The sequence below is a fragment of the Aggregicoccus sp. 17bor-14 genome, from assembly GCF_009659535.1.
GTDB lineage: Bacteria > Myxococcota > Myxococcia > Myxococcales > Myxococcaceae > Aggregicoccus.
In genome coordinates this window covers 81,037-107,138 of sequence record NZ_VJZZ01000020.1, presented here as the reverse complement: position 1 = coordinate 107,138, position 26,102 = coordinate 81,037, and the positions used below count along the sequence as shown (strand labels likewise).

The 26,102-nt window shown below is 73.1% G+C and carries 25 protein-coding genes; 7 read left to right on the top strand and 18 right to left on the bottom strand.

The window, feature by feature from the left end; genetic code table 11:
- Positions 1-123 precede the first annotated feature (123 nt).
- Positions 124-492, bottom strand: coding sequence for a PspC domain-containing protein (locus FGE12_RS27595; protein WP_153869619.1), 369 nt, complete (start codon positions 490-492; stop codon positions 124-126).
- A 275-nt stretch (positions 493-767) separates the two neighbouring features.
- Here FGE12_RS27595 and aceB point away from each other — a divergent pair, with 275 nt between their 5' ends.
- Both aceB and aceA read left to right on the top strand, forming a co-directional pair.
- Positions 768-2,426 carry a malate synthase A gene (aceB, locus tag FGE12_RS27590; RefSeq protein ID WP_153869618.1) on the top strand — a complete coding sequence of 553 codons (1,659 nt, stop codon included), beginning with the start codon at positions 768-770 and terminating at the stop codon, positions 2,424-2,426.
- Between the two features lie 97 nt (positions 2,427-2,523).
- A complete protein-coding gene (gene aceA, locus FGE12_RS27585) occupies positions 2,524-3,810 on the top strand; it encodes an isocitrate lyase (protein ID WP_153869617.1) in 1,287 nt (428 codons plus the stop codon).
- 73 nt (positions 3,811-3,883) lie between these two features.
- On the opposite strand, the gene FGE12_RS27580 is transcribed toward aceA, so the two are convergent.
- From FGE12_RS27580 to FGE12_RS27570, 3 genes are all read right to left on the bottom strand, one after another.
- Entirely contained in the window at positions 3,884-5,521 is a 1,638-nt protein-coding gene (locus tag FGE12_RS27580; RefSeq protein ID WP_153869616.1) for a methyl-accepting chemotaxis protein, read from the bottom strand.
- A complete protein-coding gene (locus FGE12_RS27575) occupies positions 5,518-6,357 on the bottom strand; it encodes a phosphate ABC transporter substrate-binding protein (protein ID WP_153869615.1) in 840 nt (279 codons plus the stop codon). Before FGE12_RS27575 ends, FGE12_RS27580 begins: the two co-directional genes overlap by 4 nt.
- Positions 6,358-6,487: 130 nt before the next feature.
- Positions 6,488-7,705: an MFS transporter gene (locus tag FGE12_RS27570; RefSeq protein ID WP_153869614.1), complete on the bottom strand. Its 1,218-nt coding sequence runs from the start codon at positions 7,703-7,705 to the stop codon at positions 6,488-6,490.
- Between the two features lie 141 nt (positions 7,706-7,846).
- On the opposite strand from FGE12_RS27570, the gene gcvA reads away from it, so the two are divergent.
- Complete coding sequence (gene gcvA, locus FGE12_RS27565; RefSeq protein WP_153869613.1) at positions 7,847-8,746, top strand: transcriptional regulator GcvA; 900 nt, start codon at positions 7,847-7,849, stop codon at positions 8,744-8,746.
- Positions 8,747-8,807: 61 nt separating this feature from the next.
- On the opposite strand, the gene FGE12_RS27560 is transcribed toward gcvA, so the two are convergent.
- Positions 8,808-10,307 carry a pyridoxal-dependent decarboxylase gene (locus tag FGE12_RS27560; RefSeq protein ID WP_153869612.1) on the bottom strand — a complete coding sequence of 500 codons (1,500 nt, stop codon included), beginning with the start codon at positions 10,305-10,307 and terminating at the stop codon, positions 8,808-8,810.
- A 174-nt stretch (positions 10,308-10,481) separates the two neighbouring features.
- Here FGE12_RS27560 and FGE12_RS27555 point away from each other — a divergent pair, with 174 nt between their 5' ends.
- Positions 10,482-11,507 (top strand): arginine N-succinyltransferase, encoded by a 1,026-nt coding sequence (locus FGE12_RS27555; protein ID WP_153869611.1) that lies wholly within the window; start codon positions 10,482-10,484, stop codon positions 11,505-11,507.
- A 3-nt stretch (positions 11,508-11,510) separates the two neighbouring features.
- On the opposite strand, the gene pssA is transcribed toward FGE12_RS27555, so the two are convergent.
- The 4 genes from pssA to FGE12_RS27535 form a co-directional block, all read right to left on the bottom strand.
- Entirely contained in the window at positions 11,511-12,155 is a 645-nt protein-coding gene (pssA, locus tag FGE12_RS27550) for a CDP-diacylglycerol--serine O-phosphatidyltransferase (protein ID WP_153869610.1), read from the bottom strand.
- 61 nt (positions 12,156-12,216) lie between these two features.
- Complete coding sequence (locus FGE12_RS27545; RefSeq protein ID WP_153869609.1) at positions 12,217-13,245, bottom strand: inorganic phosphate transporter; 1,029 nt, start codon at positions 13,243-13,245, stop codon at positions 12,217-12,219.
- On the bottom strand, positions 13,245-13,871 hold the full coding sequence (locus FGE12_RS27540) for a DUF47 domain-containing protein (protein ID WP_153869608.1): 627 nt from the start codon (positions 13,869-13,871) through the stop codon (positions 13,245-13,247). The genes FGE12_RS27545 and FGE12_RS27540 overlap by 1 nt, the downstream gene beginning before the upstream one ends.
- Before the next feature lie 157 nt (positions 13,872-14,028).
- Positions 14,029-15,039 carry a lasso peptide biosynthesis protein gene (locus FGE12_RS27535; protein WP_153869607.1) on the bottom strand — a complete coding sequence of 337 codons (1,011 nt, stop codon included), beginning with the start codon at positions 15,037-15,039 and terminating at the stop codon, positions 14,029-14,031.
- A gap of 72 nt (positions 15,040-15,111) precedes the next feature.
- Here FGE12_RS27535 and FGE12_RS27530 point away from each other — a divergent pair, with 72 nt between their 5' ends.
- The gene (locus FGE12_RS27530; protein ID WP_153869606.1) at positions 15,112-18,255 is read left to right on the top strand and encodes an ABC transporter substrate-binding protein; all 3,144 of its coding nucleotides are present in this window, start codon (positions 15,112-15,114) and stop codon (positions 18,253-18,255) included.
- On the opposite strand, the gene FGE12_RS27525 is transcribed toward FGE12_RS27530, so the two are convergent.
- Positions 18,252-18,632: a hypothetical protein gene (locus FGE12_RS27525; RefSeq protein WP_153869605.1), complete on the bottom strand. Its 381-nt coding sequence runs from the start codon at positions 18,630-18,632 to the stop codon at positions 18,252-18,254. The genes FGE12_RS27530 and FGE12_RS27525 overlap by 4 nt on opposite strands.
- Before the next feature lie 184 nt (positions 18,633-18,816).
- Between FGE12_RS27525 and FGE12_RS27520 the strand changes: the two genes are divergently transcribed.
- Positions 18,817-19,269 carry a hypothetical protein gene (locus tag FGE12_RS27520; protein ID WP_153869604.1) on the top strand — a complete coding sequence of 151 codons (453 nt, stop codon included), beginning with the start codon at positions 18,817-18,819 and terminating at the stop codon, positions 19,267-19,269.
- A 64-nt stretch (positions 19,270-19,333) separates the two neighbouring features.
- Positions 19,334-19,615, top strand: a complete 282-nt coding sequence (locus FGE12_RS27515; RefSeq protein ID WP_153869603.1) for a hypothetical protein — start codon at positions 19,334-19,336, stop codon at positions 19,613-19,615.
- On the opposite strand, the gene FGE12_RS27510 is transcribed toward FGE12_RS27515, so the two are convergent.
- The 8 genes from FGE12_RS27510 to FGE12_RS27475 form a co-directional block, all read right to left on the bottom strand.
- The gene (locus tag FGE12_RS27510; protein WP_153869602.1) at positions 19,612-20,076 is read right to left on the bottom strand and encodes an FBP domain-containing protein; all 465 of its coding nucleotides are present in this window, start codon (positions 20,074-20,076) and stop codon (positions 19,612-19,614) included. The genes FGE12_RS27515 and FGE12_RS27510 overlap by 4 nt on opposite strands.
- A 111-nt stretch (positions 20,077-20,187) precedes the next feature.
- Complete coding sequence (locus tag FGE12_RS27505; RefSeq protein WP_153869601.1) at positions 20,188-20,811, bottom strand: DedA family protein; 624 nt, start codon at positions 20,809-20,811, stop codon at positions 20,188-20,190.
- Between the two features lie 16 nt (positions 20,812-20,827).
- Positions 20,828-21,232 (bottom strand): large conductance mechanosensitive channel protein MscL, encoded by a 405-nt coding sequence (mscL, locus tag FGE12_RS27500; protein ID WP_153869600.1) that lies wholly within the window; start codon positions 21,230-21,232, stop codon positions 20,828-20,830.
- A 125-nt stretch (positions 21,233-21,357) separates the two neighbouring features.
- Positions 21,358-23,481 carry a glycogen debranching protein GlgX gene (gene glgX, locus FGE12_RS27495; RefSeq protein WP_153869599.1) on the bottom strand — a complete coding sequence of 708 codons (2,124 nt, stop codon included), beginning with the start codon at positions 23,479-23,481 and terminating at the stop codon, positions 21,358-21,360.
- A 105-nt stretch (positions 23,482-23,586) separates the two neighbouring features.
- Entirely contained in the window at positions 23,587-24,207 is a 621-nt protein-coding gene (locus tag FGE12_RS27490) for a hypothetical protein (protein WP_153869598.1), read from the bottom strand.
- An 81-nt stretch (positions 24,208-24,288) separates the two neighbouring features.
- Positions 24,289-24,603 (bottom strand): divalent-cation tolerance protein CutA, encoded by a 315-nt coding sequence (cutA, locus tag FGE12_RS27485; protein ID WP_153869597.1) that lies wholly within the window; start codon positions 24,601-24,603, stop codon positions 24,289-24,291.
- Entirely contained in the window at positions 24,600-25,688 is a 1,089-nt protein-coding gene (locus FGE12_RS27480) for a radical SAM protein (protein ID WP_194798336.1), read from the bottom strand. Before FGE12_RS27480 ends, cutA begins: the two co-directional genes overlap by 4 nt.
- A 70-nt stretch (positions 25,689-25,758) precedes the next feature.
- A complete protein-coding gene (locus FGE12_RS27475; RefSeq protein ID WP_153869596.1) occupies positions 25,759-26,019 on the bottom strand; it encodes an anti-sigma factor in 261 nt (86 codons plus the stop codon).
- Positions 26,020-26,102: the final 83 nt, after the last annotated feature.

Sequence of the window (26,102 nt, the reverse complement as noted above, 5' to 3'; positions counted from 1 at the left end):
GCCGTCCCCGGATTCCTCTCGGGGCCGCGGCGGCCGATGCATGCCGTGGCGGCGCCGGCGCTGCTCCGGGGCTTACCCCCGAAGCGGCGCTGCGGCCGCTCCGGGCTTGCGCTCCTGCAGACCTCAGAGCCGGGTGGGGCCCTGCGGCTCCGCGACCGCGGGGCCGACGCGGGTGAGGTTCCCCAGCCAGTCCATCAGCCGCTTGGCGGGGGCCCTGCCGGTGGCGTTGGGCGGGGTGAGCACCCAGAGCAGGAAGTAGATCGAGAGGAAGAGGCCGCCGGAGAAGGCGAGCCCGACCACGAAGGCGATCTGCACCAGGGCGGCGTCCAGGCCGAACTGGCGCGCGAGCGCGGTGCACACGCCGGCGAGGGTGCGCCCGCCGCCGCGGTGGAGACCCGCCGTCTGACCCTGCACCGCGTGGCAGTGCGGGCACGTCGTGGCCTCCGGCTCCAGATCCAGGGCACAGGCCGAACAGCGCTTCGTCGTCTCCATCGCATCGCTCCGTCAGGGCCCAGACAGGGTGGGTCGGTGAGAGGGGCCCCTGCCCTTGTTACGCGCTGCCGCCGTGCCCATTGCCTAGGGCCCGGGGATCACCAGCGCCTGCCTGCCCGCCTGCCCTCCCGGTGCTTTACAGATTTATAGATTGTCCTGTTGACGGGCTTACACAAATTGACGAGATGCATTAACTCAGGCTTCCATCTGCCGGCGTCGTGCCGCAGTTTGCCGCTGGAAGAGCGATTTACAACGCAACACGTCAGGAGCCCAGGATGAGCGCAGCCGCCCCCGTACTCACCTCTCCCTCCATTGGAGCCACCGGTGGCTCTGTCCCGGCGCCGCAGGTGGCCGGCGTGGTGCTGAAGGGGCCGATGCTCGCGGACTACGCGGGGGTGCTGACGGCGGAGGCGCTGGAGTTCGTGGCGCGCCTGCAGCGCACCTTCAACGCGCGGCGGGTGAGCCTGCTGGAGCGGCGCCGGGCGGTGCAGGCGCGGCTGGACGCGGGCGAGCCGCTGCGCTTCCTGGAGGAGACGCGCAGCGTGCGCGAGGGCGACTGGAAGGTGGCGCCCCTGCCCCAGGACCTGCTGGACCGGCGCGTGGAGATCACCGGCCCGGTCGACCGCAAGATGGTCATCAACGGGCTGAACTCGGGCGCCAACGTGTACATGGCGGACTTCGAGGACGCGACGAGCCCCACCTGGGACAACGTGGTGCGCGGCCAGCAGAACCTGAAGGACGCGGTGGCGGGGACCATCGAGTTCACGGCCGAGGGCGGCAAGCGCTATGCGCTGCACGAGAAGACGGCGGTGCTCTTCGTGCGGCCGCGCGGCTGGCACCTGCTCGAGCGGCACGTGGAGGTGGACGGCGAGCCGATGAGCGGCAGCCTCTTCGACTTCGGGCTCTTCTTCTTCCACAACGCGCGCGCCCAGCTGCAGAAGGGCACCGGCCCCTACTTCTACCTGCCGAAGATGGAGAGCCACCTGGAGGCGCGGCTGTGGAACGACGTGTTCCACCTGGCCCAGGCGGAGCTGGGGATCGCCAAGGGCAGCATCAAGGCGACGGTGCTCATCGAGACGCTGCCGGCGGCCTTCGAGATGGACGAGATCCTGTACGAGCTGCGCGAGCACTCGGCGGGGCTCAACTGCGGGCGCTGGGACTACATCTTCAGCTTCATCAAGAAGCTGCAGGCGGACCCCGCGAAGGTGCTGCCGGACCGCAGCCAGGTCACGATGGACAAGGGCTTCCTCGCGGCCTACTCGCAGCGGCTCATCCAGATCTGCCACCGGCGCGGCGTGCACGCGATGGGCGGGATGGCGGCCTTCATCCCCATCAAGGGCGACGAGGCGGCGAACCAGGCGGCGCTCGCGAAGGTGCGCGCGGACAAGGAGCGCGAGGCGGGCAACGGCCACGACGGCACCTGGGTGGCGCACCCCGCGCTGGTGCCGGTGGCGCGCGCGGTGTTCGACGCGCGGATGCCGGGGCCGAACCAGATCTCCAACGCCCGCGAGGACGTGCGCGTGGGCGAGGCGGACCTGCTGCAGGTGCCCAGCGGCAGCCGCACCGAGGAGGGACTGCGCCACAACATCCGCGTGGGCGTGCAGTACCTCGCCGCGTGGCTGGGGGGCCTGGGCTGCGTGCCGCTCTACAACCTGATGGAGGACGCGGCGACGGCGGAGATCAGCCGCGCGCAGGTGTGGCAGTGGATGAAGCACCGCGCCCCGCTCGAGGGCGGCCAGGTGCTCACGCCGGAGCGCTTCCGCGAGGTGCTCGGCGAGGAGATGGCGCGCATCCGCCAGGAGGGCGCCGGCGAGCGCTACGGCGAGGAGCGCCTGGAGCAGGCGCGCGCGCTCTTCGAGCGGCTGTCCACGCTGCCCACCTTCGAGACCTTCCTCACCCTGCCCGCCTACGAGGCGCTGCTGACCCTGTCCTGAGGGACGGAGTTTGCGCCGCGCAGGCGGCCTGACCACCTTCGCCGTCCGAGTTTCCGAACCTTCACCGCATCAACCGCAGCAACCGCGAGGAGAAGCCATGTACGACGCCGTCCCCACGACCCCTGACAACTCCCCCCACGCGAAGCTGCACGCGAAGCGCTTCGAGGGCATCACCCGCACCTACTCGCAGAAGGACGTGGAGAAGCTGCGCGGCTCGGTGCGCATCCAGTACACGCTCGCGGAGATGGGCGCGCGCAAGCTGTGGGAGCTGCTGCACACGGAGGACTACATCAACGCGCTCGGCGCGCTCTCCGGCGGCCAGGCCGTGCAGATGGTGCGCGCGGGCCTGAAGGCCATCTACCTGTCCGGCTGGCAGGTGGCGGCGGACGCGAACACCGCGGGCCAGATGTACCCGGACCAGAGCCTGTACCCGGTGGACTCGGTGCCGAACGTGGTGCGCAAGATCAACGCGTCGCTGCGCCGCGCGGACCAGATCGACCACGCCGAGGGCAAGGACGGTGAGCGCTACTGGTTTGCGCCGATCATCGCGGACGCGGAGGCCGGCTTCGGCGGCCCGCTCAACGCGTACGAGCTGATGAAGGCGATGATCGAGGCGGGCGCCGCGGGCGTGCACTTCGAGGACCAGCTGGCGAGCGAGAAGAAGTGCGGCCACATGGGCGGCAAGGTGCTGGTGCCCACCAGCCACTTCATCCGCACCCTGACGGCGGCGCGGCTCGCGGCGGACGTGATGGGCGTGCCCACGCTGGTGGTGGCCCGCACGGACGCGGACAGCGCCAAGCTGCTGATGAGCGACGCGGACGAGCGCGACCACGCCTTCATCGAGAAGGGCAGCCGCACGGCGGAGGGCTTCTACCGCATCAAGGGCGGGCTCGAGTGCGCCATCGCGCGCGGCCTCGCGTACGCGCCGTACGCGGACCTGGTGTGGTGCGAGACCAGCACCCCGGACCTGGACCAGGCCAAGAAGTTCGCCGAGGCCCTCCGCGCGAAGTACCCGGGCAAGCTGCTCGCCTACAACTGCAGCCCGTCCTTCAACTGGAAGAAGAACCTGGACGACGCCACCATCGCCAAGTTCCAGCGCGAGCTGGGCGCCATGGGCTACAAGTTCCAGTTCGTCACCCTGGCCGGCTTCCACTCGCTCAACTACTCCATGTTCGAGCTCGCCCGCGGCTACAAGGACGGCGGCATGGCCGCCTACAGCAAGCTGCAGCAGGCCGAGTTCGGCTCCGAGAAGGACGGCTACACCGCCACGCGCCACCAGCGCGAGGTGGGCACCGGCTACTTCGACCAGGTCGCCGAGGTCATCTCCGGCGGCCAGGCCAGCACGCTCGCGCTCACCGAGAGCACCGAGGCGCACCAGTTCTAGGCGGCGCGCGCTCCTGAAGTGCACGCGGCGGTCCGGGTCTCGTGCCCGGGCCGCCGTTTCACTTCGGGAGGACTCAGAGGCGGAAGCGGGTGAGGGACTCGGTGAGCTGCGCGGTGACGGTGCGCAGCTGGGCGGCCGAGGTGTGCATGGTGGTGACGGCGGCGGCCGCCTCGTCGGTGGTGCGCGACAGCTCGCTCACCGCGCCGAAGATCTGCCCCACGCCCTGGTGCTGCTGCTCGACGACGGCGGCGATGCGCTTGAGGCCGCTGCTGCTCTCCTCGAGCAGCGCGGCGAGCTCCTCGAGGCGCGCGCCGCCGGTGCGCACCTGCTCGAGCCCGGACTGCACGCGGGCGCGGCCCTGCTCGGTGATGCTCACGGTGTTGCGGATGGCGCCCGCCGTGAGCTGCATCTGCTTGCGCACCTCGAGCGTGGCCTGCACCGACTGGTCCGCGAGGCTGCGGATCTCGCTCGCCACCACCTTGAAGCCCTGGCCCTGCTCGCCGGCGCGCGCCGCCTCGATGGCCGCGTTGAGCGCGAGCATGTGGCTCTGGCCGGCGAGGTCGCGCACGGTGTCGGTGATGGCCGAGGCCTTCACGCTGCTCTCGGCGAGGTCCACCACGCGGTGGGCGATCTCGTCGATCTGCCCGCGGATGTCCTGGATGCCGCGCAGGCTCGCGGTGAGCGCCTCCATGCCGGAGCGCCCTACTTCATCCGCGCGGCGCGCGGAGCCGAGCACGTCCGCGGCCTGGCGGGCGGCGAGCGCGGAGGTCTGGCTGATCTCCTGCGCCGTGGCGCTGGTCTGCGAGAGGGCGGCGGCCTGGCGCTCGATGCTCAGCGCCTGCTCGTCCGCGGCGGCGGCGAGGCGCTCCACGGCCTGGGCGATGCCGAGCCCCGCCTCGCGCACCGCCTGCAGCAGCCCGCGCAGGTTGCCCACCATGGCGCCGAGGCTGCGGGTGAGCTGGCCCAGCTCGTCCGGGTGCGGGCTCTCCATGCGCACCGAGAGGTCCCCCTCCTCCACCTGGCGCGCGAGCGCGACGAGCGCGCGCAGCGGGCGGGTGATGGAGCGGCCCACGGCGGTGAGGAACACCCAGAGGAAGAGCGCGAGCGCGAGCCCCGCGGCGGCGAGCGCGAGGCGGGTGCGCCACAGCGCCTCCTCCACTCCGGCCTCGAGGCGCGCGGCGCGCAGGCGCAGCGTGTTGGCGGCCGCCTCGATGAGCTCCGAGAGGCGCTCGAGGCGGCGCGTGGAGGAACCGCTCACGAAGCGCGCGAGGGCCTGGGGCCGCTCGGCGTCCGGCACAGCGAACACCTGGGTGCGCACCGCGCGCGCGTACTGGCCCCAGGCCTCGCGGGCGTCCTGCACGTAGAGGTGGGCGTCCGGCGCGTTGGCGACCGAGAGCGCGCGCTCGAAGCGGGCGTCCACGCCGGCCGCCACCTCCTCCCACTCGCCGCGCAAGAGGCGCGCGCCGTCCGCGGTGGTGGGGGCGAGCATCAGGTGCAGCACGGCGCGCGAGGCGTTGAGCTCGCCGAGCAGGGACTGGAGGGTGTCGTAGGTGGCGGCCTCGTCCTTGAGCTGCCGGTGCCGCGGGCCTCCCACGCGGAACTCCTGCAGCGTGCGCACCTGCACGGCGTGGCTGCCGGCGAAGGCGAGCAGGATGACCCCGGTGAGCACCGTGAGCTTGCGGCGCATGTTGAGCTGGCGCAGGAGGGTCATGGGCTCACGTGCACGGGGACGAAGGAGCGCGCGACGATGGCCTGCCCCTCGGGAGACATGACGTGGTCGAGGAAGGCCTGCAGGGGCCCCTCGGGCACCTCGCGCGTGGCGAGCACGAGCGGGCGCGAGAGCAGGTAGTCCGCCGTGCGCACCGAGTCCGCGGTGGGCGCGACGCCCTCCACCTGCACCGCGCGCACGCCCTGCGGCGGAACGGAGAGCGAGCCGAAGGCGATGGCGCGCGGGTGCGCGGCGACGTAGGCCACCATCTCGCGCACGTCCGCGATCTCGTGGGCGGGGGCGAAGGCGGCGCCCTCGAGGACCTTCTCCCGGAAGAAGTCCGCCGTGCCCGAGCCGGTCGCGAGCTTGGTGGTGACCCGCTCCACGGGCACATCCGCGCCGCCCACGTCCTTCCAGCTGCGCGCCTTGCCGGTGAAGAGCTCCTTGAGCTGCGCGCGGCTGAGCGAGGCCACCGGGTTGTCCGGGTGCACGAAGATGGCGAGCGCGTCGTAGCCGATGATGACGTAGTAGGGGTGCTGCGCCTTCTCCGAGCTCTTGAGCGCGCGCGCCACGCCGGAGAGCATCACCTGGCCCTTCATCGCCGCGGCGAAGCCCGCGCTGGAGCCCACGTAGCCGTCGTAGGTGAGTGGCACGCCGCCGCGACGCACGAAGCTCTCGCTGAGCGGCGGCAGCACCGTGTCGCTCAGCGTCCCGGAGCCCGCGTAGCTGAGGTGGTCCACCCCGCGCGCGGCCGGGTCACAGCCGCTGCCACCGAGCAGGAGGAGCAGGCTGGCGGCGAGCCCGCGGACCAGGGCAGTGGAGGAGCGGGGAGGGGGCACGTCCGGGCCAGTGTAGCGGAGGCCGCCGCGCGACCGAATCCCCCCCACCGGCCCGGGTCCCCAGCGAGGGGGCGTGCGGCGCGCACCTCTCGCACACGGTGCGAGCGGGTGCGGGCCGCGTTGACCGGGCTCACCGGCTGTCCGGGGCTGCGGGCGCCGCCGCGGGGCGCGGCAGGGCGAGCGCGAGCGCGACGCCGAGCGGCAGCAGCGCGGCGAGGCCGAGCACGGGGCGCGCTCCCCAGCGCCCCAGCAGCGCGCCCGCGGCCCCGTTGCCCAGCGCCATGCCCAGCGCCCAGCAGGCGCTGTAGAGCGAGAAGCCCTCGGCCTGGCGCGTCCGGGGCAGCGCGCTCTGCAGCAGGAAGGTGAGCGTGCCGGAGAGGGGCGCGAGGAAGAGCCCCGCCAGGGTGAGCCACAGGGCGAGCGAGGCCAGGGAGCCCGCGCCCACCAGCGGCAGCAGCGCCGCTCCCCAGAGCGCGAGCAGCCCGAGGGCGCGGCGTGCGGCTGCCGCGGCGCCCGGCTCCCGCGTGCTGGCCGCTGCCGCGAGCCCACCCACGGCGCTGGCCGCGGCGAGCAGCGCCGCGAGCACGCCCCAGGCCGCCGCGCGCGCGCCCACCTCCTCGAGCCGCGGCGGCAGCCCTGCGTCCACTGCGCCCCAGCTCGCCCCCAGCACCAGCGAGAGCGCGAGCACGCGCGGCACGCCGGGCAGCCGCCACAGCGCCGCGCCCGCGCGCGGCGCCGGCTCGGCCCGCGGAGCTTCGGACTCGAAGCCCGGGCAGAGCAGGCTCCCGGCGAGCGCGCAGCCGGCCATCAGCCCCAGCGCGAGCAGCGGCGAGCCGGCGGCTGCCACCGCTCCCACGGCGAGCGGCCCCAGCACCCACTGCAGCTCGGTGAGGACGGCGTCGAGCGCGAAGGCACCCGGGCGCTGGGCCTCGGGCAGGGTGGCCGAGAGCAGCGCGCGCACCCCGCCCGGCACGCCCGCCGGCAGCACCCCGAGCAGCAGCGACGCGGCGAGCAGCAGCGGCAGCGGGGCGCGCAGTGCGGCGAGCGCCGCGAGGCCGAGCGCTCCGAGCGCGAGCCAGTGCAGCCCCTCGCGCACCCCCTGCTGCAGCGGCGCGCGGTCCAGGCGCCGGCCGCGCCACGGCGCTGCCACCGCGAGACCTCCCGCGTACACGCTCGCCATCCACGCGCCCTTCGCGTACGAGCCGGTGCAGGCGTGTCCCACCAGCAGCAGCGCGAAGGCAGCCATGGTCCCCGGCAGCCGCGAGAGCAGCGCGAGCGCCACCCAGCGCCGCCACGCGCGCTCGCGCCAGAGGTCTCTCGCCGGTAGCTGGAAGGTGATGGCGGCCACGGTGCTTCTCCCCTGCCCTGCCCCGAAGCGGAGAGAAGCTCACGCGTCGCGAGGGCGAGGGGAAGAATGCGAGCCGGGCCTCGTCGGGACAATCGAGTAAGGTGCCCGGCATCGGTGAGCTTTTCTCACAGGAGTGAGCCCATGTCCTCCCTGCCCCCGCTCAATGCCCTGCGCACCTTCGAGGCCGCCGCCCGCCACCGGCACCTCGGCCGCGCCGCCCAGGAGCTGCATGTCACCCACGGCGCGGTGAGCCGGCAGGTGAAGAACCTGGAGGCGCACCTGGGCGTGCGGGTGTTCGCGCGCGCAGGCCGCGGGCTCGAGCTCACCGAGGCCGGGCGCGAGCTGTACGAGCGCGCCACCCGCATCTTCGAGGAGCTGGCGGTGGCCGTGGAGCGCGTGTCCTCCCACCCCACGCCCACGGTGCTGCGCGTGGGCGCGCCCCGGGCCTTCAGCGCCCGCTGGCTCGCGCCGCGCCTCGGCGACTTCTGGGATGCGCATCCGTGGATCGAGCTGCGCCTGGACAGCTCGCGCGACGAGGCGGACCTCGGCCGCGGCGAGGCCGACGTGAGCATCCGTTTCGGCGAGGGGCCCTGGCCCGGCGTCCAGGCGGATCCGCTCGGCACCGAGCGCCTGTTCCCCGTGTGCGCGCCCGCGCTGCTGCACGGAGCGCGGCCGCTGCGGGAGCTCACGGACCTGCAGCGCCACACGCTGCTGCACTTCACCGACACCCCGGACTGGGAGAACTGGCTGCGCACCGTGGGGGCGCGCGGGGTGGATGCGCGGCGCGGGCCGCGCTTCAGCGAGCTGAGCGCCGTGCTCGCCGCGGCGGAGGCGGGACAGGGGATTGCGATTGCGCGCACCTCACTGGTGCGCAACGAGCTGCGGCGCGGGCGGCTCGTGCGGCCCTTTGCCGGGGAGAGCGCGGACGGGCGCAGCTATGTGCTGCTGGCCACGGCGCGGGCGCTGAAGCAGCCGAAGGTGGCGGCGTTCCGCGCGTGGCTGTTGCGGCAGGTGGCGGCGGATGGGGTGGAGGCGGGGTGACGCGGGTGGGAGTCCGGCACCCTCACCCCGACCCTCTCCCAGAGGGAGACGGAGGACGCGGTCAGGCCAAGCGCTGGAGTTCGTCCCAGGCTGCGCGCACGTGGCGCTCCTGGGTGGTGGTGGCGCCGATGGCCATGCGCAGCACGTAGCGCGGCGGCGTGCCCGGCAGCACCGTGTGGGTGAGGAAGGCGCGGCCGCCGGCGTTGAGCTGCTCGAGCAGGTGGCGGTTGCGCGCGTCGCACTCCGCAGCGGACTCACCGTCTCGCGGGGCGAGCCGGAAGCAGACGAGCGAGAGCGCGCGCGGCGCGGCGAGCTCGAAACGGGCGTCCGCGCGCACCAGCGACTCGAAGAGCTCGCCCAGGCGCAGGTGCTCGCAGATGTGGGCCTGCAGGCCTTCCACCCCGTAGTGGCGCAGCACGAACCAGAGCTTCAGCGCGCGGAAGCGCCGCCCCAGCGGCACCTGCCAGTCCCGGTAGTCGATGACCTGGCCGCTCGCGCTCGCAGCGTTGCGCAGGTACTCGGGCGTCACGCTCAGCGCGTCCAGCAGCGCCTGGCGGTCGCGGGTGAAGAAGGCGTCACAGTCGAAGTTCGTGAGCAGCCACTTGTGCGGGTTGAAGGCGAAGGAGTCCGCGCGCTCCACGCCGCTGAGCCAGCCGCGCTGCTCGGGGCACACCAGCGCGGCGCCCGCCCAGGCCGCGTCCACGTGCAGCCAGGCGCCGCGCGCCGCCACCCCCGTGCGCTCGAGCACCTGCGCCACCTGCAGCAGCGGGTCGAAGGCGCCCGACGACGTGGTGCCCAGCGTGGCGCAGACGAAGAAGGGCACGCGGCCTGCCGCCTGGTCGCTGCGGATCTCCCGCTCGAGCGCCTCGGGGTCCAGCGCGTGCCCTGCGTCCGTGGCCACCTGGCGCACGTGCACCGGGTCCTGTGCGTCCTGCGCCACGCCGCACAGGAGCGCCGCCTTGAGGATGGAGGAGTGCGCCTGGGTGCTCGCGTACGCCACGAGGGGGCCCTTCATGCCGCCCCCGCGCACGGCGACGCGGCGGCGCGCGGCCACCATCGCCACGAGCGCCGCTTCGCTCGCGGTGCCCTGGATGACGCCGCCGCCCGTGGGGGCGGTGGAGCGGAAGGAGGCGGGCAGGCCGAGCAGCTCGGCGAGCCAGTCCAGCACGCGCGTCTCCAGCTCGGTGGCCGCGGGGCTGGTGCTCCAGAGCATGCCCTGCACCCCGAGCCCCGCCGCGAGCAGCTCGCCGAGCACCGCGGGCCCCGAGGCGTTCGCCGGGAAGTAGGCGAAGAAGGAGGGGCTCTGCCAGTGGGTGAGCCCCGGCAGCACCACCTGCTCGAGGTCCCTGAACACGGCCTCCCAGCCCTCGGGGCCGCCGAGGCCCTGCTGCGGCGCGTGCAGCGGGAGCTTCGCGGCCGTCTCGCCGGGGGCCACCTGGGCGCGCACCGGGAAGGACTCGAGGCGGCGCCAGTAGTCTGCGACGAAGTCCACCATCCGGTGGCCGAGCGCGCGGAACTCCTCGGGGGTCAGGTGCGGGGGCGGGGACGGGGCGTCGGACATGTCCTGTCCCATAGCGCTCCCCCACCCCGCCCGGCGAGCGGCAGATGGGCGCGGCGTGGCTTATGCCGCACTGCGCCAGGCGCGCCTCGCGCTTCTGGATGACGTGGAGGGGGGGTGGTGTATGGTGCGACCCCTTCCGGGCCCCCCTCTGCTGGCGGCGCCCCCGGTGCACCCATGCTCGTCCTGCGCGACGTCCAGAAGACCGATCTGCCGGGCCTCAAGCGCCTGGCTGCCGTGCTCAACACCGTCAACCTGCCCAACAACGAGGAGACGCTCGAGGCGATCATCGACAAGTCGGTGAAGAGCTTCGCGGGGAAGGTGAAGAACCCCTTCGAGCGCGAGTACCTCTTCGTGCTCGAGGACGTGCGCAACGGGCTGCTCATCGGCACGTCGATGATCATCGCGCAGCACGGCACCTACGAGGCGCCGCACATCTACTACGAGGTGAGCGAGCGCGAGCACTACTCGGCGAGCATCGACCGGCACTTCCGGCACAAGGTGCTCTCCATCGGGTACAACTACGAGGGCCCCACGGAGATCGGCGGCCTGGTGGTGGACCCGCCCTACCGCGCGACGCCGGACAAGCCGGGCAAGCAGCTGTCCTACGTGCGCTTCCTCTTCATCGCGATGCACCGGCGGCTGTTCCGCCCCAAGGTGCTCGCGGAGCTGCTGCCGCCGCTGCTCCCGGACGGGCGCAGCCTCTTGTGGGAGGCGTGCGGCAAGAAGTTCACCGGCCTCACCTACCACGAGGCGGACCGGCTCAGCCGGCAGAACAAGGAGTTCATCAAGGAGCTGTTCCCGTCCTCGGACGTGTACACGAGCCTCTTCCCCGAGCGGGTGCAGAAGGTGCTGGGCGAGGTGGGCCCGAACACCAAGGGCGTGCAGCGCATGCTCGAGCGGGTGGGCTTCCGCTACGTGGAGCGCATCGACCCCTTCGACGGCGGGCCGCACTTCGAGGCGAACACCTCCGACGTGACGCTCATCCGCCGCTACCGCACGCTGAAGCTCGCGGAGGAGGACTTCGAGCTGGAGGGCGACGACGTGATGGTGGCCTTCGAGCACGACAGCGGGCGCAACCGCTTCCGCAGCGTGCGCTGCAGCGCGCGCCTGGACAACCAGGCCATCTACCTGCCGGCGAAGGCGAAGCAGGCGCTGGGCGCGGAGCCCGGCGCGAAGCTCAGCGTCATCCCCTTCGAGTAGTGCTCAGGGCTTGGGGATGCGCAGCGTCTTGCTGATCATGGCGCTGCCGCTCGCCACGTAGAGCAGCGTGAGCGGGTGCAGCTCGAGCGAGCCGAGGCTCCACACGCCGCCGGGCAGCGCGTCCCCGAGCCGCCCCTTCCAGGCGCACACCGCGAGCACCGCCACCAGCGCGAGGCTGGTGGGGATGGGGGTGCCCTCGAAGTACTTCACCTTGCCGGTGCCGGCGCTCAGCTGCTCGGCGGTGATGTTGAAGCGCGCGAGGCGGCTCACGCCGCAGCCGACGAAGTAGAGCAGCGCGGCCACGTCCAGCTCGCCGCGCAGGCCCACGGCGAAGGCGAGCGCCGCGGGGGCGACGCCGAAGGAGATGACGTCCGCGAGGCTGTCCAGGTCCGCGCCCAGGGGGCTGCTCTTGTAGCGCCAGCGCGCGATGCGCCCGTCCAGGGCGTCCAGCACGAAGGCCACGGGCAAGAGCGCGAAGGCGGTCCACAGCGGCCCCATGTGCCCGCTGACGAGGTACTGCATCAGGGCGAAGATGGCCGCGGTGCCGGCGAAGGCGTTGCCCAGCGTGACGAAGTCCGCGAGCGCGAAGGTGCGGATCATCGAGAAGTGACGACGGGGCCGCTTGGCTTCGGGCTCGCTCGACGACATCCGCGGGTGCCTCCGGGTGGGGGTGGGTGCGAGGGAAGATAGGGCGTGCGGCCCGCGGGGCCTAGCCCGAGATGAGGGACTCCAGGGCGCGCGTGGCCCAGTAGACGCCGAAGCCCATGAGGGCGGCGGCCGGGATGGTGAAGATCCAGGCCCACACGATGCGGCCGGCCACGCCCCACTGCACGGCGCGCGCGCCGCGGGTGGAGCCCACGCCGACGATGGCGCCGGTGACGGTGTGGGTGGTGGAGACGGGGATGCCCAGCTTGGCGAGCGCGAGGATGGTGACGCCGCCGCCGGTCTCCGCGCAGAAGCCGCCGATGGGCTGCAGCTTGGTGAGGCTGTGGCCCATGGTCTTCACGATGCGCCAGCCGCCGAAGTAGGTGCCCAGGCCGATGGCCAGGTGGCAGGAGACGATGATCCACCAGTCGATGTGGAAGGGCTTGTCCTTCCAGATGGTGCCGAAGAGCACCACGGCGATGATGCCCATGACCTTCTGCGCGTCGTTGGTGCCGTGGCTGTAGGAGAAGATGGCGCTGGAGACGAGCTGCAGGCGGCGGAACCACTTGTCCACGCGCATGGGGGTGCTCTTGCGCACGGCCCAGGTGGACAGGATCATCATCACGGTGCCGAGCACCATGCCGATGAGCGGCGAGAGGACGATGAACATCGCGATCTTGCCGATGCCCGAGAGCACGAGCCCGGGCACGCCGACGGCCGGGAGCGCGGCGCCGATCATCCCGCCCGCGAGCGCGTGGCTGCTGCTGGAGGGCAGGCCCCACCACCAGGTGAGCAGGTTCCAGACGATGGCGCCCATCAGCGCGGCAAAGATGACGGTGAGGACCGCGGTGGAGCCCTGGGCCTTGAGCAGCTCGAAGTCGAGCACGCCCTTGCCCATGGTGTTGGCGACCTTCACCTCGCCGCCGAAGGCCGCGACGAAGTTGAAGAAGGCCGCCCAGGCGACCGCGATGCGCGGGGAGAGCACGCGGGTGGACACCACCGTGGCGATGGCGTTGGCCGCGTCATGGAAGCCGTTGATGAAGTCGAAGAGCAGCGCAACGGCGACGATGGTGATGACGGCGGCGAGCAGCATCAGCTGTGCTCCAGGACCACGCCCTCGATGATGTTCGCCACGTCCTGGCAGCGGTCCGTGGCGGTCTCGAGCAGGTCGTAGACCTCCTTCCACTTGATGACCGTGAGCGCGTCCAGGCCGCTCTGGAAGAGGCGGGCCATGCCGGCGCGCAGCACCTCGTCCGCCTGGCTCTCCACCTTCTTGATCTCGCGGCAGCCGGCGAGGATCTGGTCCGGCTTCTTGATGTGGCGCAGCTCGCGCACCGCGGCCTGCACCTTCTCGCAGGCGATGATGAGCAGGCGGGCGAGCTCGATCGCGTCCTCCCGGGGCGCGGGCAGCTCGTAGTAGTTGAGCCGCGCGGCGACCGCGTCCGTGAGGTCCAGCACGTCGTCGATGCGGCCGAGGAGGCGGTGGATCTCGGCGCGGTCGAAGGGGGTGATGAACTGCTTGTGGAGGCGGTTGTAGGCCACGTGGGTGACCGAGTCCCCCTTGTGCTCCACCTCCTTGATCGCCTTCACCCGCTCGGCGAGACCCGTGAAGTCCTGCAGCAGCGCGTGCAGCAGCCGCGCCCCCTCCACCGTGACCGCGCACTGGGCATCGAAGTCGTCGAAGAACTCGTCCGACTTGGGCATCAGCTTCTCGAGCATGCGGCCTCCCTGGCGGCTGCTCCGGGGGTGCCCCGGGGCAGCGTCAAAGCCGGGCGCGTTCTACAGCGGCGTTGCGCCGTTGTGACAAGAAAACCCGCCCCCTCGGGCCGCCCCCTGCACTTGTCACACGGGCGTCACACAGCCCGGGTGGCGCTCCTTATCGGTCCCCCGGGCGGCGCGTGATGCGGTGCGCGCCTGCGAGCAGGGCGAGCCAGCGCTCGCCGGCGAGGCGCGCGGGGGCCCCGGGGGTGGCCAGCGCGAGGGGCAGGTGGGTGTCCGGCGTGACCTCGTCGAGCGAGGTGGGGTCCAGGTCCAGGGTGGCGCCGCCTCCGAGCCCCACGCGCACCCAGGCGTGCGGGTAGGCGCGCCCGTCCTCCAGGGCGAGCAGCCCGTGCACGAGCGCCACCCGCTGCCCCCGGGCCGCCGCGAGGCGCGCGAAGCGCAGCGCGTGGGCGAGGCAGCCCCCCGCGCCCCCCTCGTCCGCGGCGGGGTCGAAGTCCGCGGCCGAGGGACGCTTGTCGGGCAGCGCGGCGTGGACCTCGCGGGCGAGCGCGCGCGCAGGGCCCTCGCGCCAGGCACTGAGCGGTGGGGCGGGCTCGGTGGGCGGGGGCCACGGCGGCGAGAAGGCGAGTGCGCCGGTGGCGCCGCCCGCGATGGGCAGGCCGCGCGAGAAGAGGTCCGGCGGGGGCTGCAGCCGCAGGCGCGCGCCCACGCGCTGGAACTGCGCCGTGCCCACCTGCAGCGCCTGCAGCTCGCCGTCCGCTGCGTACTGCGCCTCGAAGGGCTCGCCCAGCAGCGTGCCCGCGACGGCGTGGGGCCCCCGCGCTCGCGCGCAGTGGGGCCCCACCCGGCCGGTGAGCTCCTCGCGCGCCTGGATGCAGCCGGGGGCGGGCGGGCCGTGCCACAGCCAGAGCGCCTGCGGGTGCACGCCGCCCGGTGCGAGGAGGCCCTGCGCGTCCACCGCCAGCACCTCCTGCTGCGTGCGCGCGCCGACCTCGTCCCCGCGCGTGTGCAGGTGCACGGAGCGGTAGCGGAAGGTGCGCCCGCCCTGCTCCAGGGAGAGGGTCACGGTGCCCACCGGCACGCCGCGCCAGCTGAAGAGGAAGCGGGCCTCGGCGGGCGGGGGAACCGCGGTGAGGAGCAGGAGGGTGGGCAGGAGCGCGAGCACGGGGGGCGGAGCGGCAGTGTGCCGGCTTCTTGGGCGCGGCGCGAAAATGCGGCTAGCGTGGGCCGCACGTTCATGAACACCAAAGGCTACCTCTTCGCCTTCGGCCTCGGCGGAGGGCTCGTCGCGGGCCTGCTGCTCGGCGGTCTGGTCCACGCGCTCAACGGCCAGCCCCTCACCGGCAGCGGCTGGGCCACGATGCTGCTCGCCACGCCCGTGCTCTTCCTGAGCGCGGGCTACTTCTTCTGGTACCGATGGAGCAGCCGGCGCTCGCGCAGCCGCGCGCGGGTGCTGGCGCGGCTCGCGCAGGGAGACCTGGCGACGACGGCGCGCGGCGACTTCGAGGGCCAGGCGGAGGTGCGCCGGCTCATCCTCAGCCTGCGGCGCGCTCTGGGGCAGGTGCAGCGGGTGACGGGCAACGTGCACCGCACCTGCAACGCGGTGGGCGAGCAGGCGCGCCAGCTGCTGGAGGCGGCGCGGCGGCAGGGCGGCGCGGTGGACCGCACGCTCTCGAGCGTGGGCCACATGGGCAACAGCCTGCAGGCGGCGGGCAAGCGCGTGGGGCAGCTGGAGACCTTCGCGCAGGACACGACGACGGCGCTCGCGGAGATGACCGAGCGCATCGAGCAGGTGGCGAGCGCGCTGGGCACGCTGGACGGCTTCGCGCACCGCACGAGCGACCTGGTGCAGCTGATGTCCGAGCGCGTGGGGCACATCGCGGCCTCGGGCGATGCGCTGGCGCGCTTCGCCTCGGAGGCCGAGGACTACGTGGCCGCGGTGGAGGGCGGCATCGAGAGCGTGCGCCGCCGCGCGACCGAGACGAACGAGCTGGCGGTCGCCGTGACCGAGACGGCCGAGCGCGGCGAGGCGCTGGTGGGCGACGCGGTGCAGGGCATGTACCGCGTGGAGGAGACGGTGCGCCGCGCGGCGGAGCTGGTGGACTCGCTGGGCACGCGCTCCACGGAGATCGGCCGCATCGTGGACGTCATCCAGGAGATTGCGGACCAGACGAACCTGCTCGCGCTCAACGCCGCCATCATCGCGGCGCAGGCGGGCGAGCACGGGCGGGCCTTCGGCGTGGTGGCGGACGAGATCCGCGGCCTGGCCGAGAGGACGGCGCGCTCCACGCGCGAGATCGGCAGCATGGTCACCGGCGTGCGCGAGGCGGTGGACACGGCCGTGGCGCTGGTGAGCGACGGGCGCGAGATGGCCACGGTGGGCGTGCAGCTGGGAGACCGCGCGGCCGGTGCGCTGAAGGAGATCCGCACCATCACCCGGCGCACCTTCGCCGCGGTGGAGGCGACGGTGGCGGAGACGCAGCGGCTGGACGAGCAGGGCTCGGGGGTGTCCGAGGCGAGCCGGCGCGTGGCGCGCCAGGTCTCGGACGTGACGCGCTCGGCGGTGGAGCAGGCGGGGCACGCGCGCGAGCTGGTGCGCCAGACGCAGGAGATGGCGCGGCTCGCGCAGAGCGCGAGCCAGAAGGCGGAGGGCCAGGCGCGCACGGGCCGCGACCTCTCGGACTCGGTGCTGCGGCTCACCGCCGCCATCGATGAGATCCGCGGCGCGCACGGCGTGCTCACCCAGGGCGACGCGAGCATCGGCGAGGAGGTGGCGCAGGTGCGCGAGGACGCGCGCCGGGTGCTGGTGGTGGGCGACGGGCTGAGCCGCACGGTGGAGCAGCTGGGGCACGAGGCGGAGAGCCTGGAGGAGGAGGTGTTCCGCTTCCAGCTGCCCACGGCGCGGGTGGGCGGCACGCTGCGCGCGGGCATCCACCAGGCGGCGGAGCTGGACGCGGTGCACGGGCTGGACCCGCTCTTCACGGTGGCCAACCAGCTGGTGGAGGTGGCCGCGTGCCTCTACGGCACGCTCCTGCGGCTGGAGGACGGCATCCTCGCGCCGGACCTGGCCGAGCGCTGGGAGGCGGACCCCACGGCGCGCCGCTACCGCTTCCACCTGCGGCGCGGGGTGAGCTTCACCGACGGCAGTCCCCTCACCGCGCGCGACGTGAAGCGCCACTTCGAGCGCCTGCTGGACCCGGCCGTGCACAGCCCGGACGCGTGGATCCTCAAGGAGGTGGAGGGCGCGGCGGCCTTCAGCTCAGGGCAAGCGCGCGAGGTGAGCGGCCTCGAGGTGCTGGACGAGAGCACGCTCGAGGTGCGCCTCGAGACCCCCAAGGCCTTCTTCCTGCACCTGGTGACGCTGCCGGCCATGGCGGTGGCGAAGCTGGACGGCCGCGGCCAGCTGCTGGGCACCGGCCCCTTCCGGCTCGTGCGCCTGGGGGCGGACGGCATCGAGCTGGAGCGCAACCCGACGTACTACGAGCCGGGCCTGCCGCTGGTGGACAGGGTGCAGATGCAGCTGCTGCCCACGCGCGCCGCGGCGATCGACGCGCTGCGCGCCGGCCGCCTGGACGTGGTGACGTACCTGTACGCGGAGCACGTGGAGGCGCCCGGGCTCGAGGGCCACCAGGTGGTGGCGAGCACCGCGCCCTCCACCTGGTTCCTCGCCTTCAACCTGAAGGACCCGAGCTTCCAGGACCCGCGCGTGCGCCAGGCGCTGCGCGCGGGGCTGGACCTGCAGGCAGCGGTGGAGCGCTTCCACTCCGGCGCGCGCACCGCGCGCACGCTCACCCCGCCCCAGCTGCTGGGTGAGACGGGGCTCGCGGCATCGCCGCGCCCGGACGTGGCGCAGAGCGAGCGGCTGCTGCGCGAGGCGGGCGTGCGCACGCTCAAGCTGACCCTGCACTACCCCGCGGGGCGCGACACGCGGGCCGAGGACGCGGTGCTGTTCGCGCCGCTGGTGGAGGCGCGGCTCGTGGAGCTGGACCACGTGGAGCTGCCCGCGGAGGAGTACCGCCAGCGCGAGCGCAGCGGGCGGCTCGGGCTGTGGCGCGCCGGGTGGATCGCCGACTACCTGGACGCGGACTCCTTCCTCTACTTCCTGCTGCACTCGAGCGCGCAGACCGTGTACCCGCTCGGCTACCGCAACGCGGAGCTGGACGCGCTGCTGAGCGAGGCGCGCGTGTCCGTGGACCCGGAGCTGCGCTACCAGCTGTACCGGCGCGCCGAGAAGCTCCTGCACCAGGACTGCCCCGTGGTGCCGCTGTACCACGAGCGCCTCTACGCGCTCGCCACCGCGGCCACCCAGGGCCTGCGCCTGCACCAGACGCCGCCGCAGGTGCGCTTCGAGAGCCTGTGGCTGGACCCCGAGGTGGACTAGGGCGAGGCGGGCGAGGCACTGCGCGCGGCACGGCCCCGGCGCAGCAGGTGGGCGGCCGCCACGCAGCAGGTGAAGGCGAGCGCCGGCGTGACGAGCACGTAGCCGAGCACGCCCACGAGGAAGAGCCCCCACGCGAAGGCGCGCACGGCGCGCTCGCCGCGGCGCTGCGCGAGCGCGAGTGCGGCGAGCAGGCCGAGGTCCACGAGCGCGACGAGGGCGCAGGTGCCCGGCGCGTGGAGCAGCACCCACAGCCCCGTGTGGCGCAGCAGGGGCAGCTCGAGCCCGAGCGCCGCCGCGCCCCCGAGCAGGCCGAGGAGCGGAAGGAGCAGGAGCAGGAGGAAGCCGTCGTCCCACAGGCGCTGCATCGCGTGGCGCATGGGGCGCGAGCATAGGTGCGGGACAATCGGGTGCGCCAGGTCGCCGGGAGGGCGAGCAGGACGGCCGTGGGGCGTGCCCTGCAGGCCGATGGCGGGCTCCGGGCGCGGGTGCCACGGGAGCGCCGGGCCCCGCGCGCGCGTGCCTGATGCCCGGGCGCAAGCGGGGTCCGATGGAGCGCCTCCCATGCGTCGCTTGCCCCTCGTCCTCGCCGCTGCCCTCACGCTCGCCCTGCTCCCCCGCGCGCTCGCGCAGAAGACCGCGGCCCCCTCCGGCCCCGCCCCTTGCGTGCTCGAGTACCAGCGCGCCGACACCATGTGGGCCGCCATCGGCCGGCCGGATGGAGCCCTCGGCACGGAGACGATCTCGCTGCAGCCCGGACAGACGAAGGTCTTCGTCACCGACTGGAAGTACGAGAAGAAGCGCAACGACGGGACGAACTACTACGGCAGCCACCTGCGGCTGGCCACGAGCCGCGGCCCGGGGGCGGTGCGGATCGTCGTGGTGGGCAACCCCATCTCCGAGGTGCAGGGAGCCGTGATGCAGGCGCTGGGGGGCCCCAATAAGGGACAGGCGACGCTCCAGCCAGGAGTGCAGGCCCAGTTCCGCCACGACCTGCAGGAGGTGAGCTGCCCCTGAGGTCGCACCCCGCTCGCCCGGCCGGAAACTGGCGCGGTGCTACAGGCCTGTCACTGTGGCGCGCATGCACTTCACCCCCCGCCAGCGCCGCTGCCTCACCGTGTGTTTCGACGGATTCCCTGCTGCCCCCGCGGAGGTGAGCGCCGCCGGGCTCTCGTTCGAGAGCAGCGCGGCGCTCGCCGAGGGCACGCCGCTGAGCGGCACGCTGGAGGTGGACGGCGAGCGCTTCCCCTTCGCCGGGCAGGTGAGCTGGGCGCGCGCAGGCAATGCGCGCCTGAGCCTGCGCGGGCGCACCGCCGTGCGCTTCACCGAGGCGCCCGACGCGCTCTGGGCGCGCCTGGGCTAGGCGGCGCCCAGCCCCAGCGCCTCGCGGGCGAAGCGGTGCATGCGCTCGAGCAGCGCGTGCGAGAGCTGCACGGGGCTCTTGCCCGCGAGGTTCGCGCTGGTCTCCAGCTTCTCCTTGCAGCGCAGGTCCAGGCAGAGCAGCACGCCCACGCGGTGCTTGCTGCTCACGTCCACGCAGAGCATCCCGATGTCCATGGACGAGCCGTAGGCGTGGCACCAGTCGCACACGCGCGTGGCGAGCCCCTTGTCCGCCTGGTTGTCGCGGCTGAACGCGACGCCCACGGGCTCCCGGCTGCCGGGCCGGGCGAAGACGAGGTTCACGTGGAAGCCGGAGCGCTCGGTCCACGCGAAGTAGTCCGGCACGTAGAGCGGGTAGCTCACGCCGCGCGGCGGCTCCAGGTGGCGGCGGTCGCGGGGGCGGAAGGCCTGCAGCAGCTGCTGCTCTGACTCGAGGCGGAACATGGCGCCGCGATTCTCGGGAGCTTCCGCGCTGCCTTGCAACCGGAGCGTGGGGTCGCCGCTGTCTGCAGTCCCGCTCCCCGTCCCGCTCCAGTCCCCCTGCTCTGGCCGCGGCTACGAGGCCTGCCGCCGGGCGCGGCTGCGGCGCACGAGCGCGCGCGCGACGAAGAACACCGCGACCCCGGCCACCGCGATGAGCACCCAGTGCTGGTAGCGGTTGAAGAGCGCGGTGAGGCGCTCGAGGTTGCCGCCCACCGCATAGCCCGCCCAGAGCACGAGGCCGGTGTGGGCGGTGGCGCTGAGCAGGCCGAGCACGAGGCAGCGCCGGATGGGCATGCGCGAGGCGCCCGCGGCGATGAACACCGCGCCCCGGATGCCGGGCAGGAAGCGGTTGATCAGCAGCAGCCAGCCGCCGCGCAGCCGCATGCGGTCCTGCAGGGACTCGAGCTGCGCGTGGGTGAGGCCGAAGAAGGCGCGGCTGCGGTCGCGGTCGAAGCGGCGCGCGAGCCAGATGCCGATGCGGTAGTTGCACAGCAGGCCCAGCGCGCTGCCGGCGAGCACCGCGAGGAACACGCCCCACCAGGGGTGGTCCCCGCGCACCGCGTACACGCCGCCCAGCAGCACCACCGAGTCGCCCGGGAAGGGGGGCACCACGTACTCGAGCATCGCGGCGAGGGCGAGCACGAGGTAGGCGAAGGGGCCCACCGAGGACATGAAGTGGTCGAGTTGCTCGATCATGGGGAGCGAGTACGCCTCATACCGTAGGCAGGGGGCTGGTGCAGGCGCGGCAGCGGCGGGCGGCGAGCGGCACCGGCTCGAGGCACTCGGGACAGGCGCGCGTGGAGGGGACGGCCACAGGCGCGGGCTCCGCGCGCGCGAAGCGCTCGAGCACCTTCTTCACCAGCAGGAAGAGCACCAGCGCGATGAGCAGGAAGTCCACGATGGCGCCGAGCAGGTGCCCGAGCTGCAGCTTGAGCGGGGACACCGTCCACGCGCGCCACTCGCCGCCAGGCAGCACGGCGTTGAGCAGCGGCATGAGCAGGTCGTCCACCACTGCCGTCACGATGCGCGTGAAGGCGTTGCCGATGACCACCGCCACTGCGAGCTGCAGCGCGTTGCCCTTCACCGCGAACTCGCGGAACTCCTTCACCATCTTCATGTGCGGAGCCTCCGGGAGCGCGGGGTCGCGGAGCAAGGGTCCTGTGTCAGGGCTTGCGACCGCGCGACAGATGCACGGCATCGCGCCCTTCCCTCTCCCAGGGGGAGAGGGAGGACACGTTCGGGCTACAGGCGCGCGCCGCGCAGCACCGCCATGCTGCGGCCGGTGAGCTCGAGGGCGCCCGCGATGGGCTCGCCGCTCTTGCGGTCGTCCGCGGTGTCGATCTCCAGCACCCACTGCTCGCCCTCGGCGGGGGGCGGCAGGGCGAAGCGCACCGGTTCGTGGTGGGCGTTGAGCAGCACGAGCAGCGCATCGCCCTTCACGCGCTGGCCGCGCTCGTCCGCGGTGGGGATGGCGTCACCGCCGAGCAGGAACGAGAGCGAGCGGACGAAGGGCTTCTGCCAGTCCTCGGGGGCCATCTGGGTGCCGTCCGGACGGAACCACTCGAGGTCCTTGTACTCGCTGTCCCACAGGTGCGCGCCCTTGAAGAAGCGGCGGCGCTGCAGCACGGGCTGCCCGTCGCGCAGGCGGATGAGGCGGCGGGTGAAGTCCAGCAGCGCCTGGCGGCGCTCGTCCAGGTTCCAGTCCACCCAGGAGATCTCGTTGTCCTGGCAGTAGGCGTTGTTGTTGCCGCCCTGGGTGCGGCCCATCTCGTCGCCGGCGACGAGCATGGGCACGCCCTGGCTCACCAGCAGCGTGGTGAGGAGGTTGCGCTTCTGGCGCTCGCGCAGGGCGACGACGTTGGCGTCGTCCGTCTCGCCCTCCACGCCGCAGTTCCAGGCCTGGTTGTCGTCCGCGCCGTCGCGGTTGTGCTCGCCGTTGGCCTCGTTGTGCTTGTGGCTGTAGGTGACGAGGTCGTGCAGGGTGAAGCCGTCGTGCGCGGTGACGAAGTTGATGCTGGCCTGCACGCGGCGGCGCGCGCCCTCGTAGAGGTCCGCGTTGCCGGTGAGGCGGTAGCCCATCTCGGCGGCCTGGTTCTCGTCCCCCTTCCAGTACTTGCGGATGGCGTCGCGGTACTTGCCGTTCCACTCGCGCCAGGGCGCGGGGAAGGCGCCCACCTGGTAGCCGCCGAGGCCCACGTCCCAGGGCTCGGCGATGAGCTTCACGCGGCTGAGCACCGGGTCCTGGGCGATGACCTGGAAGAAGGCGGCGCTGCGGTCGAAGCCGCCCTCCCCCGTGCGGCCCAGGGTGGTGGCGAGGTCGAAGCGGAAGCCGTCCACGTGCATCTCCTGCACCCAGTAGCGCAGGCTGTCCACGATGAGGCGCGCGGCCTCGGGCTTGCTCGCGTTGAGGCTGTTGCCGCAGCCGGTGAAGTCCAGGTAGTGGCGCTTCTCGGGCATGAGCCAGTAGTAGCTCGCGTTGTCCACGCCCTTGAGGCAGAGCGTGGGCCCCAGGTGGTTGCCCTCGCAGGTGTGGTTGTAGACCACGTCGAGGATGACCTCGATGCCGGCCGCGTGCAGGGCCTTCACCATGAACTTGAACTCGTTCACCTGCGCGCCCGGGGTGCGGTTGCTCGCGTAGCGCTGCTCGGGGGCGAAGTAGCCCAGGGTGCTGTAGCCCCAGTAGTTCTGCAGCCCCTTGTCCCCGAGGAAGGAGTCGTCCGCGCTCTCGTGCACGGGCAGCAGCTCCACGGCGGTGACGCCCAGGCTCTTGAGGTGCTCGAGCGCGGCCGGGTGGGCGAGCCCCGCGTAGGTGCCGCGCAGCGCCTCGGGCACGGCGGGGTGCAGCTTGGTGAAGCCCTTCACGTGCATCTCGTAGATGACGCTCTTGCGCCAGGGCACGTCCGGGCGGCGGTCGTTGCCCCAGTCGAAGAAGTCACTCACCACCACGCTCTTGGGCACGCCCGCCGCGCTGTCCTGCTCGTCGCGGGCGAGGTCCTGGTCCTTGTGCCCCAGGGTGTAGCCGAACACGGGCTGCTTCCAGTCCGGCTCGCCGTGCAGGGCCTTGGCGTAGGGGTCCACCAGCAGCTTGTGGGGGTTGCAGCGGTGGCCATTCTGCGGCTCGTAGGGGCCGTGCACGCGCAGGCCGTAGAGCTGGCCCGGGGCGAGGCCCGGCACGTAGCCGTGCCACACGAAGTCGGTCACCTCGGGCAGGGCGATGCGCTCGAGCTCCCGGGTGGGATCCTGGGGGTCGAAGAGGCAGACCTCGATTTTGGAGGCCACCTGCGAGAAGACGGCGAAGTTCACCCCCATGCCGTCGTACGTCGCCCCCCGGGGAAACGGCTTGCCCGGCCACACTTCGCGTTCCATCGAACCCACCCTGAAGAAGCTCTTCGCCCGCGGGCGCGGCGTGCGCCCGTGGGCGAAGGTGGGGGCGGGTGGGCCCGGCCACAAGCCCACCTGACCAGCAGTGGACTAGCGGTGCGCCTGGCGCAGGTCCTCGCGGCGCTCGCGCCCGTCCTCGCGCCGCTCGCGCAGGCTCTGGGCGACCTCCCAGTGGGCGCGGGCGGAGAAGTCCGCGAGCAGCGAGCGCTTCTCGCGCAGCGCGCCGCGGCCCAGGCGCCCGCTCAGCGCGGCGAAGTCCTGGCGGAGGGCGCGCACGCGGCGCAGGTCCGCGCTCTCCACGCGCGCGTCGCGCTGGTCGTCGCGCAGGTCGCGGCGATCATCCCGGCGGGACTCGGCGCGCGCGGGAGGCAGGCCGCGGCGGTCCCCCTGCAGCTCGCGCTCGGAGCGCACGACCTCCCGGCGCTCGTCGCGCAGCTCGCGGAAGCCCTCGGCGAGCTCGCGGTCCATCTGGCGCAGCGCCTCGCGCTCGAGCGAGAGGAGCTGGCCGCGCTCACCGCGGGCGAGCGCGGCGTCGTAGCGGCGCAGCAGGGTCGCGGCCTCGGCGCGGTCGCGCCGGTCGTCGCGCAGCTCGCGCCCGTCCTGGCGCAGCTCGTGGCGGTCCTGGGGCAGCTCGCGGGGCTGCGAGGCCGAGGCCGCGGTGGAGAGGAACATCAGGGCGACGAGGGAGCTCTTCAGGAGGAGAGGGCGCATGTCCTCTCAGACGGAGAAAGGGTCGCGGGATTCACATCACCCGAGCGACTTCGCTTCCCCGTGTGGGCACGCGTGTGCGCCTCAGCGCGCGCCCGCTACCCACGCGAGGTAGGGCGCGTGGCCCGCCTCCACCGCGAGCGCGAGCACCTCGGGGACTTCGTACGGGTGCAGCGCGACGACGCGCGCGCGCAGCCGCTCGAAGCGCTCGCGCGTGCTCTTGAGGAGGAGCAGGACTTCGGCCTCGTCCTCCACCCTCCCCTGCCAGCGGTAGATGGAGCGCAGCCCGGGGACGATGTTGCCGCAGGCCGCGAGGTCCTCTTCCACGAGCGTGCGCGCGAGCGAGGCGGCGACGTCCGTGTTCGGGCAGGTGACGAGGACGAGCTGGACGTCGGTCATGCCGCGGGCTCGAACAGGGTGCCGCCGCGCTGGCTCGCCTCGAGCGTGCCGCAGGCCGCGCCGATGTCCTTGCCGCCCGAGTAGCGCCGCGCGATGGGCGCGCCGAGGCACTGCAGGTGGTCGCGGAAGCGGCTGAGCTCCTCGGGCGTGGGCGGCAGGTACTTGCCGGTGGGGTCGGTCACGTCGATGAGGTCCAGCTTGATGGGGATGCCCTCGAAGGCGGCCTTGAGCGCGAGCGCGTCCTCGAGCCCCGTGTTGAAGCCGCGGATGGCCACGTAGGCCACCATCGCGCGCTCCTTGCGGGCGAGCGCGTACTCGCGAATCGCGGCGATGAGCTCGGGCAGCGGATGGGTGCGCTCGATGGGCAGCACCTGCACGCGCTTCTCCGGGATCGCGCTGGTGAGGCTGAAGGCGAGGCGGAAGGGCTGCTCCTCGCGGGTGTAGCGGCGGATGGCGGGCACCACGCCGGCGGTGGAGAAGGTGATGGCCTTGCCGCTGATGGCGAGCCCCGCCGGGTGGCAGAGGATGCGCGCCGCGCGCAGCGTCTCGGTGTAGTTGAGCAGGGGCTCGCCCATGCCCATGAAGACCGCGCCGCGCACGGGGCGGTCCGCCTCGGCGCGCACCTGCATCACCTGGTCCACGATCTCCCAGGTGCGCAGGTTGCGCTGGAAGCCGAGCTTGCCCGTCATGCAGAAGTCGCAGGCGAGCGCGCAGCCCACCTGGCTGCTGATGCACACCACGTACTTCTCCTCCGTCCCGGGCACGAAGAGCGGGATGCGCACCGCCTCCACGCGCCCGCCCAGGGGGCTCTCGAAGAGGTACTTCACGAAGCCGTCCTCGGCGCGGCGGCGCTCCACGATGCGCAAGGAGGGCAGCTCGGCGTGGGCGCGCAGGTGGTCCGCCACGCGCTTGGGCACCTGGGGCGCGGTGGCCACCGCCTCCACGTCCGCGGCGCCGTGGGCGAACACCCGGGCGAAGACCTTGGCCACCGCCGTGCGCGTGGGCGCGAGCGGCTGCAGCGCGGCCTCCAGCTCCGGCAGCGAGAGGGACTTGAGGTTGAGGGGGGCGGCGGGGGCGAGGCTCACGGGGAGCCTTCTACAGGCTTTGCGCCCGCCGCGTCAGGGGCGCCGGAGCGCCCGCGCTCAGGTTCCGGGCTCAGGTTCCGGAGGTGCCCGAGGTCCCGGACGGCTTGCACTTGGCGCGCAGGAACTCGGTCAGCTTGGCCGACACCTCGGCAGGCATCTTGCGGGCGAGCGCCTTCTTGCAGAGCCCGGGGGTGGCCCGGTAGCTGCGCAGGAAGTCCACACAGGGCGGGCAGCCGGACAGGTGCTCCTGGAGGTGGCGCTCCTCCTCGGCCGGCATCTCGCCGTCCAGGTAGTCGAGCAGCAAGTTGATCGAGTCTTTACAGGTGTACATCCAGACCTCAGCTGCCGTCTGCCGTGTGTGCAGGTTGATGCGTCGAGCCCCTCAGCGTTTCACGGGGTCCTGCACGCGCCACT

Bases quoted from the DNA above. Each gene is read 5' to 3' on its own strand.
- FGE12_RS27530 (WP_153869606.1), top strand. From the start codon at position 15,112: ATGAACACCAAAGGCTACCTCTTCGCCTTCGGCCTCGGCGGAGGGCTC.
- FGE12_RS27520 (WP_153869604.1), top strand. From the start codon at position 18,817: ATGCGTCGCTTGCCCCTCGTCCTCGCCGCTGCCCTCACGCTCGCCCTG.
- FGE12_RS27475 (WP_153869596.1), bottom strand. From the start codon at position 26,019: ATGTACACCTGTAAAGACTCGATCAACTTGCTGCTCGACTACCTGGAC.
- FGE12_RS27505 (WP_153869601.1), bottom strand. From the start codon at position 20,811: ATGATCGAGCAACTCGACCACTTCATGTCCTCGGTGGGCCCCTTCGCC.
- FGE12_RS27580 (WP_153869616.1), bottom strand. From the start codon at position 5,521: ATGACCCTCCTGCGCCAGCTCAACATGCGCCGCAAGCTCACGGTGCTC.
- FGE12_RS27515 (WP_153869603.1), top strand. From the start codon at position 19,334: ATGCACTTCACCCCCCGCCAGCGCCGCTGCCTCACCGTGTGTTTCGAC.
- pssA (WP_153869610.1), bottom strand. From the start codon at position 12,155: ATGTCGTCGAGCGAGCCCGAAGCCAAGCGGCCCCGTCGTCACTTCTCG.
- FGE12_RS27540 (WP_153869608.1), bottom strand. From the start codon at position 13,871: ATGCTCGAGAAGCTGATGCCCAAGTCGGACGAGTTCTTCGACGACTTC.
- FGE12_RS27555 (WP_153869611.1), top strand. From the start codon at position 10,482: ATGCTCGTCCTGCGCGACGTCCAGAAGACCGATCTGCCGGGCCTCAAG.
- FGE12_RS27510 (WP_153869602.1), bottom strand. From the start codon at position 20,076: ATGTTCCGCCTCGAGTCAGAGCAGCAGCTGCTGCAGGCCTTCCGCCCC.
- mscL (WP_153869600.1), bottom strand. From the start codon at position 21,232: ATGAAGATGGTGAAGGAGTTCCGCGAGTTCGCGGTGAAGGGCAACGCG.
- FGE12_RS27490 (WP_153869598.1), bottom strand. From the start codon at position 24,207: ATGCGCCCTCTCCTCCTGAAGAGCTCCCTCGTCGCCCTGATGTTCCTC.
- FGE12_RS27525 (WP_153869605.1), bottom strand. From the start codon at position 18,632: ATGCGCCACGCGATGCAGCGCCTGTGGGACGACGGCTTCCTCCTGCTC.
- glgX (WP_153869599.1), bottom strand. From the start codon at position 23,481: ATGGAACGCGAAGTGTGGCCGGGCAAGCCGTTTCCCCGGGGGGCGACG.
- FGE12_RS27560 (WP_153869612.1), bottom strand. From the start codon at position 10,307: ATGTCCGACGCCCCGTCCCCGCCCCCGCACCTGACCCCCGAGGAGTTC.
- gcvA (WP_153869613.1), top strand. From the start codon at position 7,847: ATGTCCTCCCTGCCCCCGCTCAATGCCCTGCGCACCTTCGAGGCCGCC.
- aceB (WP_153869618.1), top strand. From the start codon at position 768: ATGAGCGCAGCCGCCCCCGTACTCACCTCTCCCTCCATTGGAGCCACC.
- FGE12_RS27545 (WP_153869609.1), bottom strand. From the start codon at position 13,245: ATGCTGCTCGCCGCCGTCATCACCATCGTCGCCGTTGCGCTGCTCTTC.
- aceA (WP_153869617.1), top strand. From the start codon at position 2,524: ATGTACGACGCCGTCCCCACGACCCCTGACAACTCCCCCCACGCGAAG.
- FGE12_RS27595 (WP_153869619.1), bottom strand. From the start codon at position 492: ATGGAGACGACGAAGCGCTGTTCGGCCTGTGCCCTGGATCTGGAGCCG.
- cutA (WP_153869597.1), bottom strand. From the start codon at position 24,603: ATGACCGACGTCCAGCTCGTCCTCGTCACCTGCCCGAACACGGACGTC.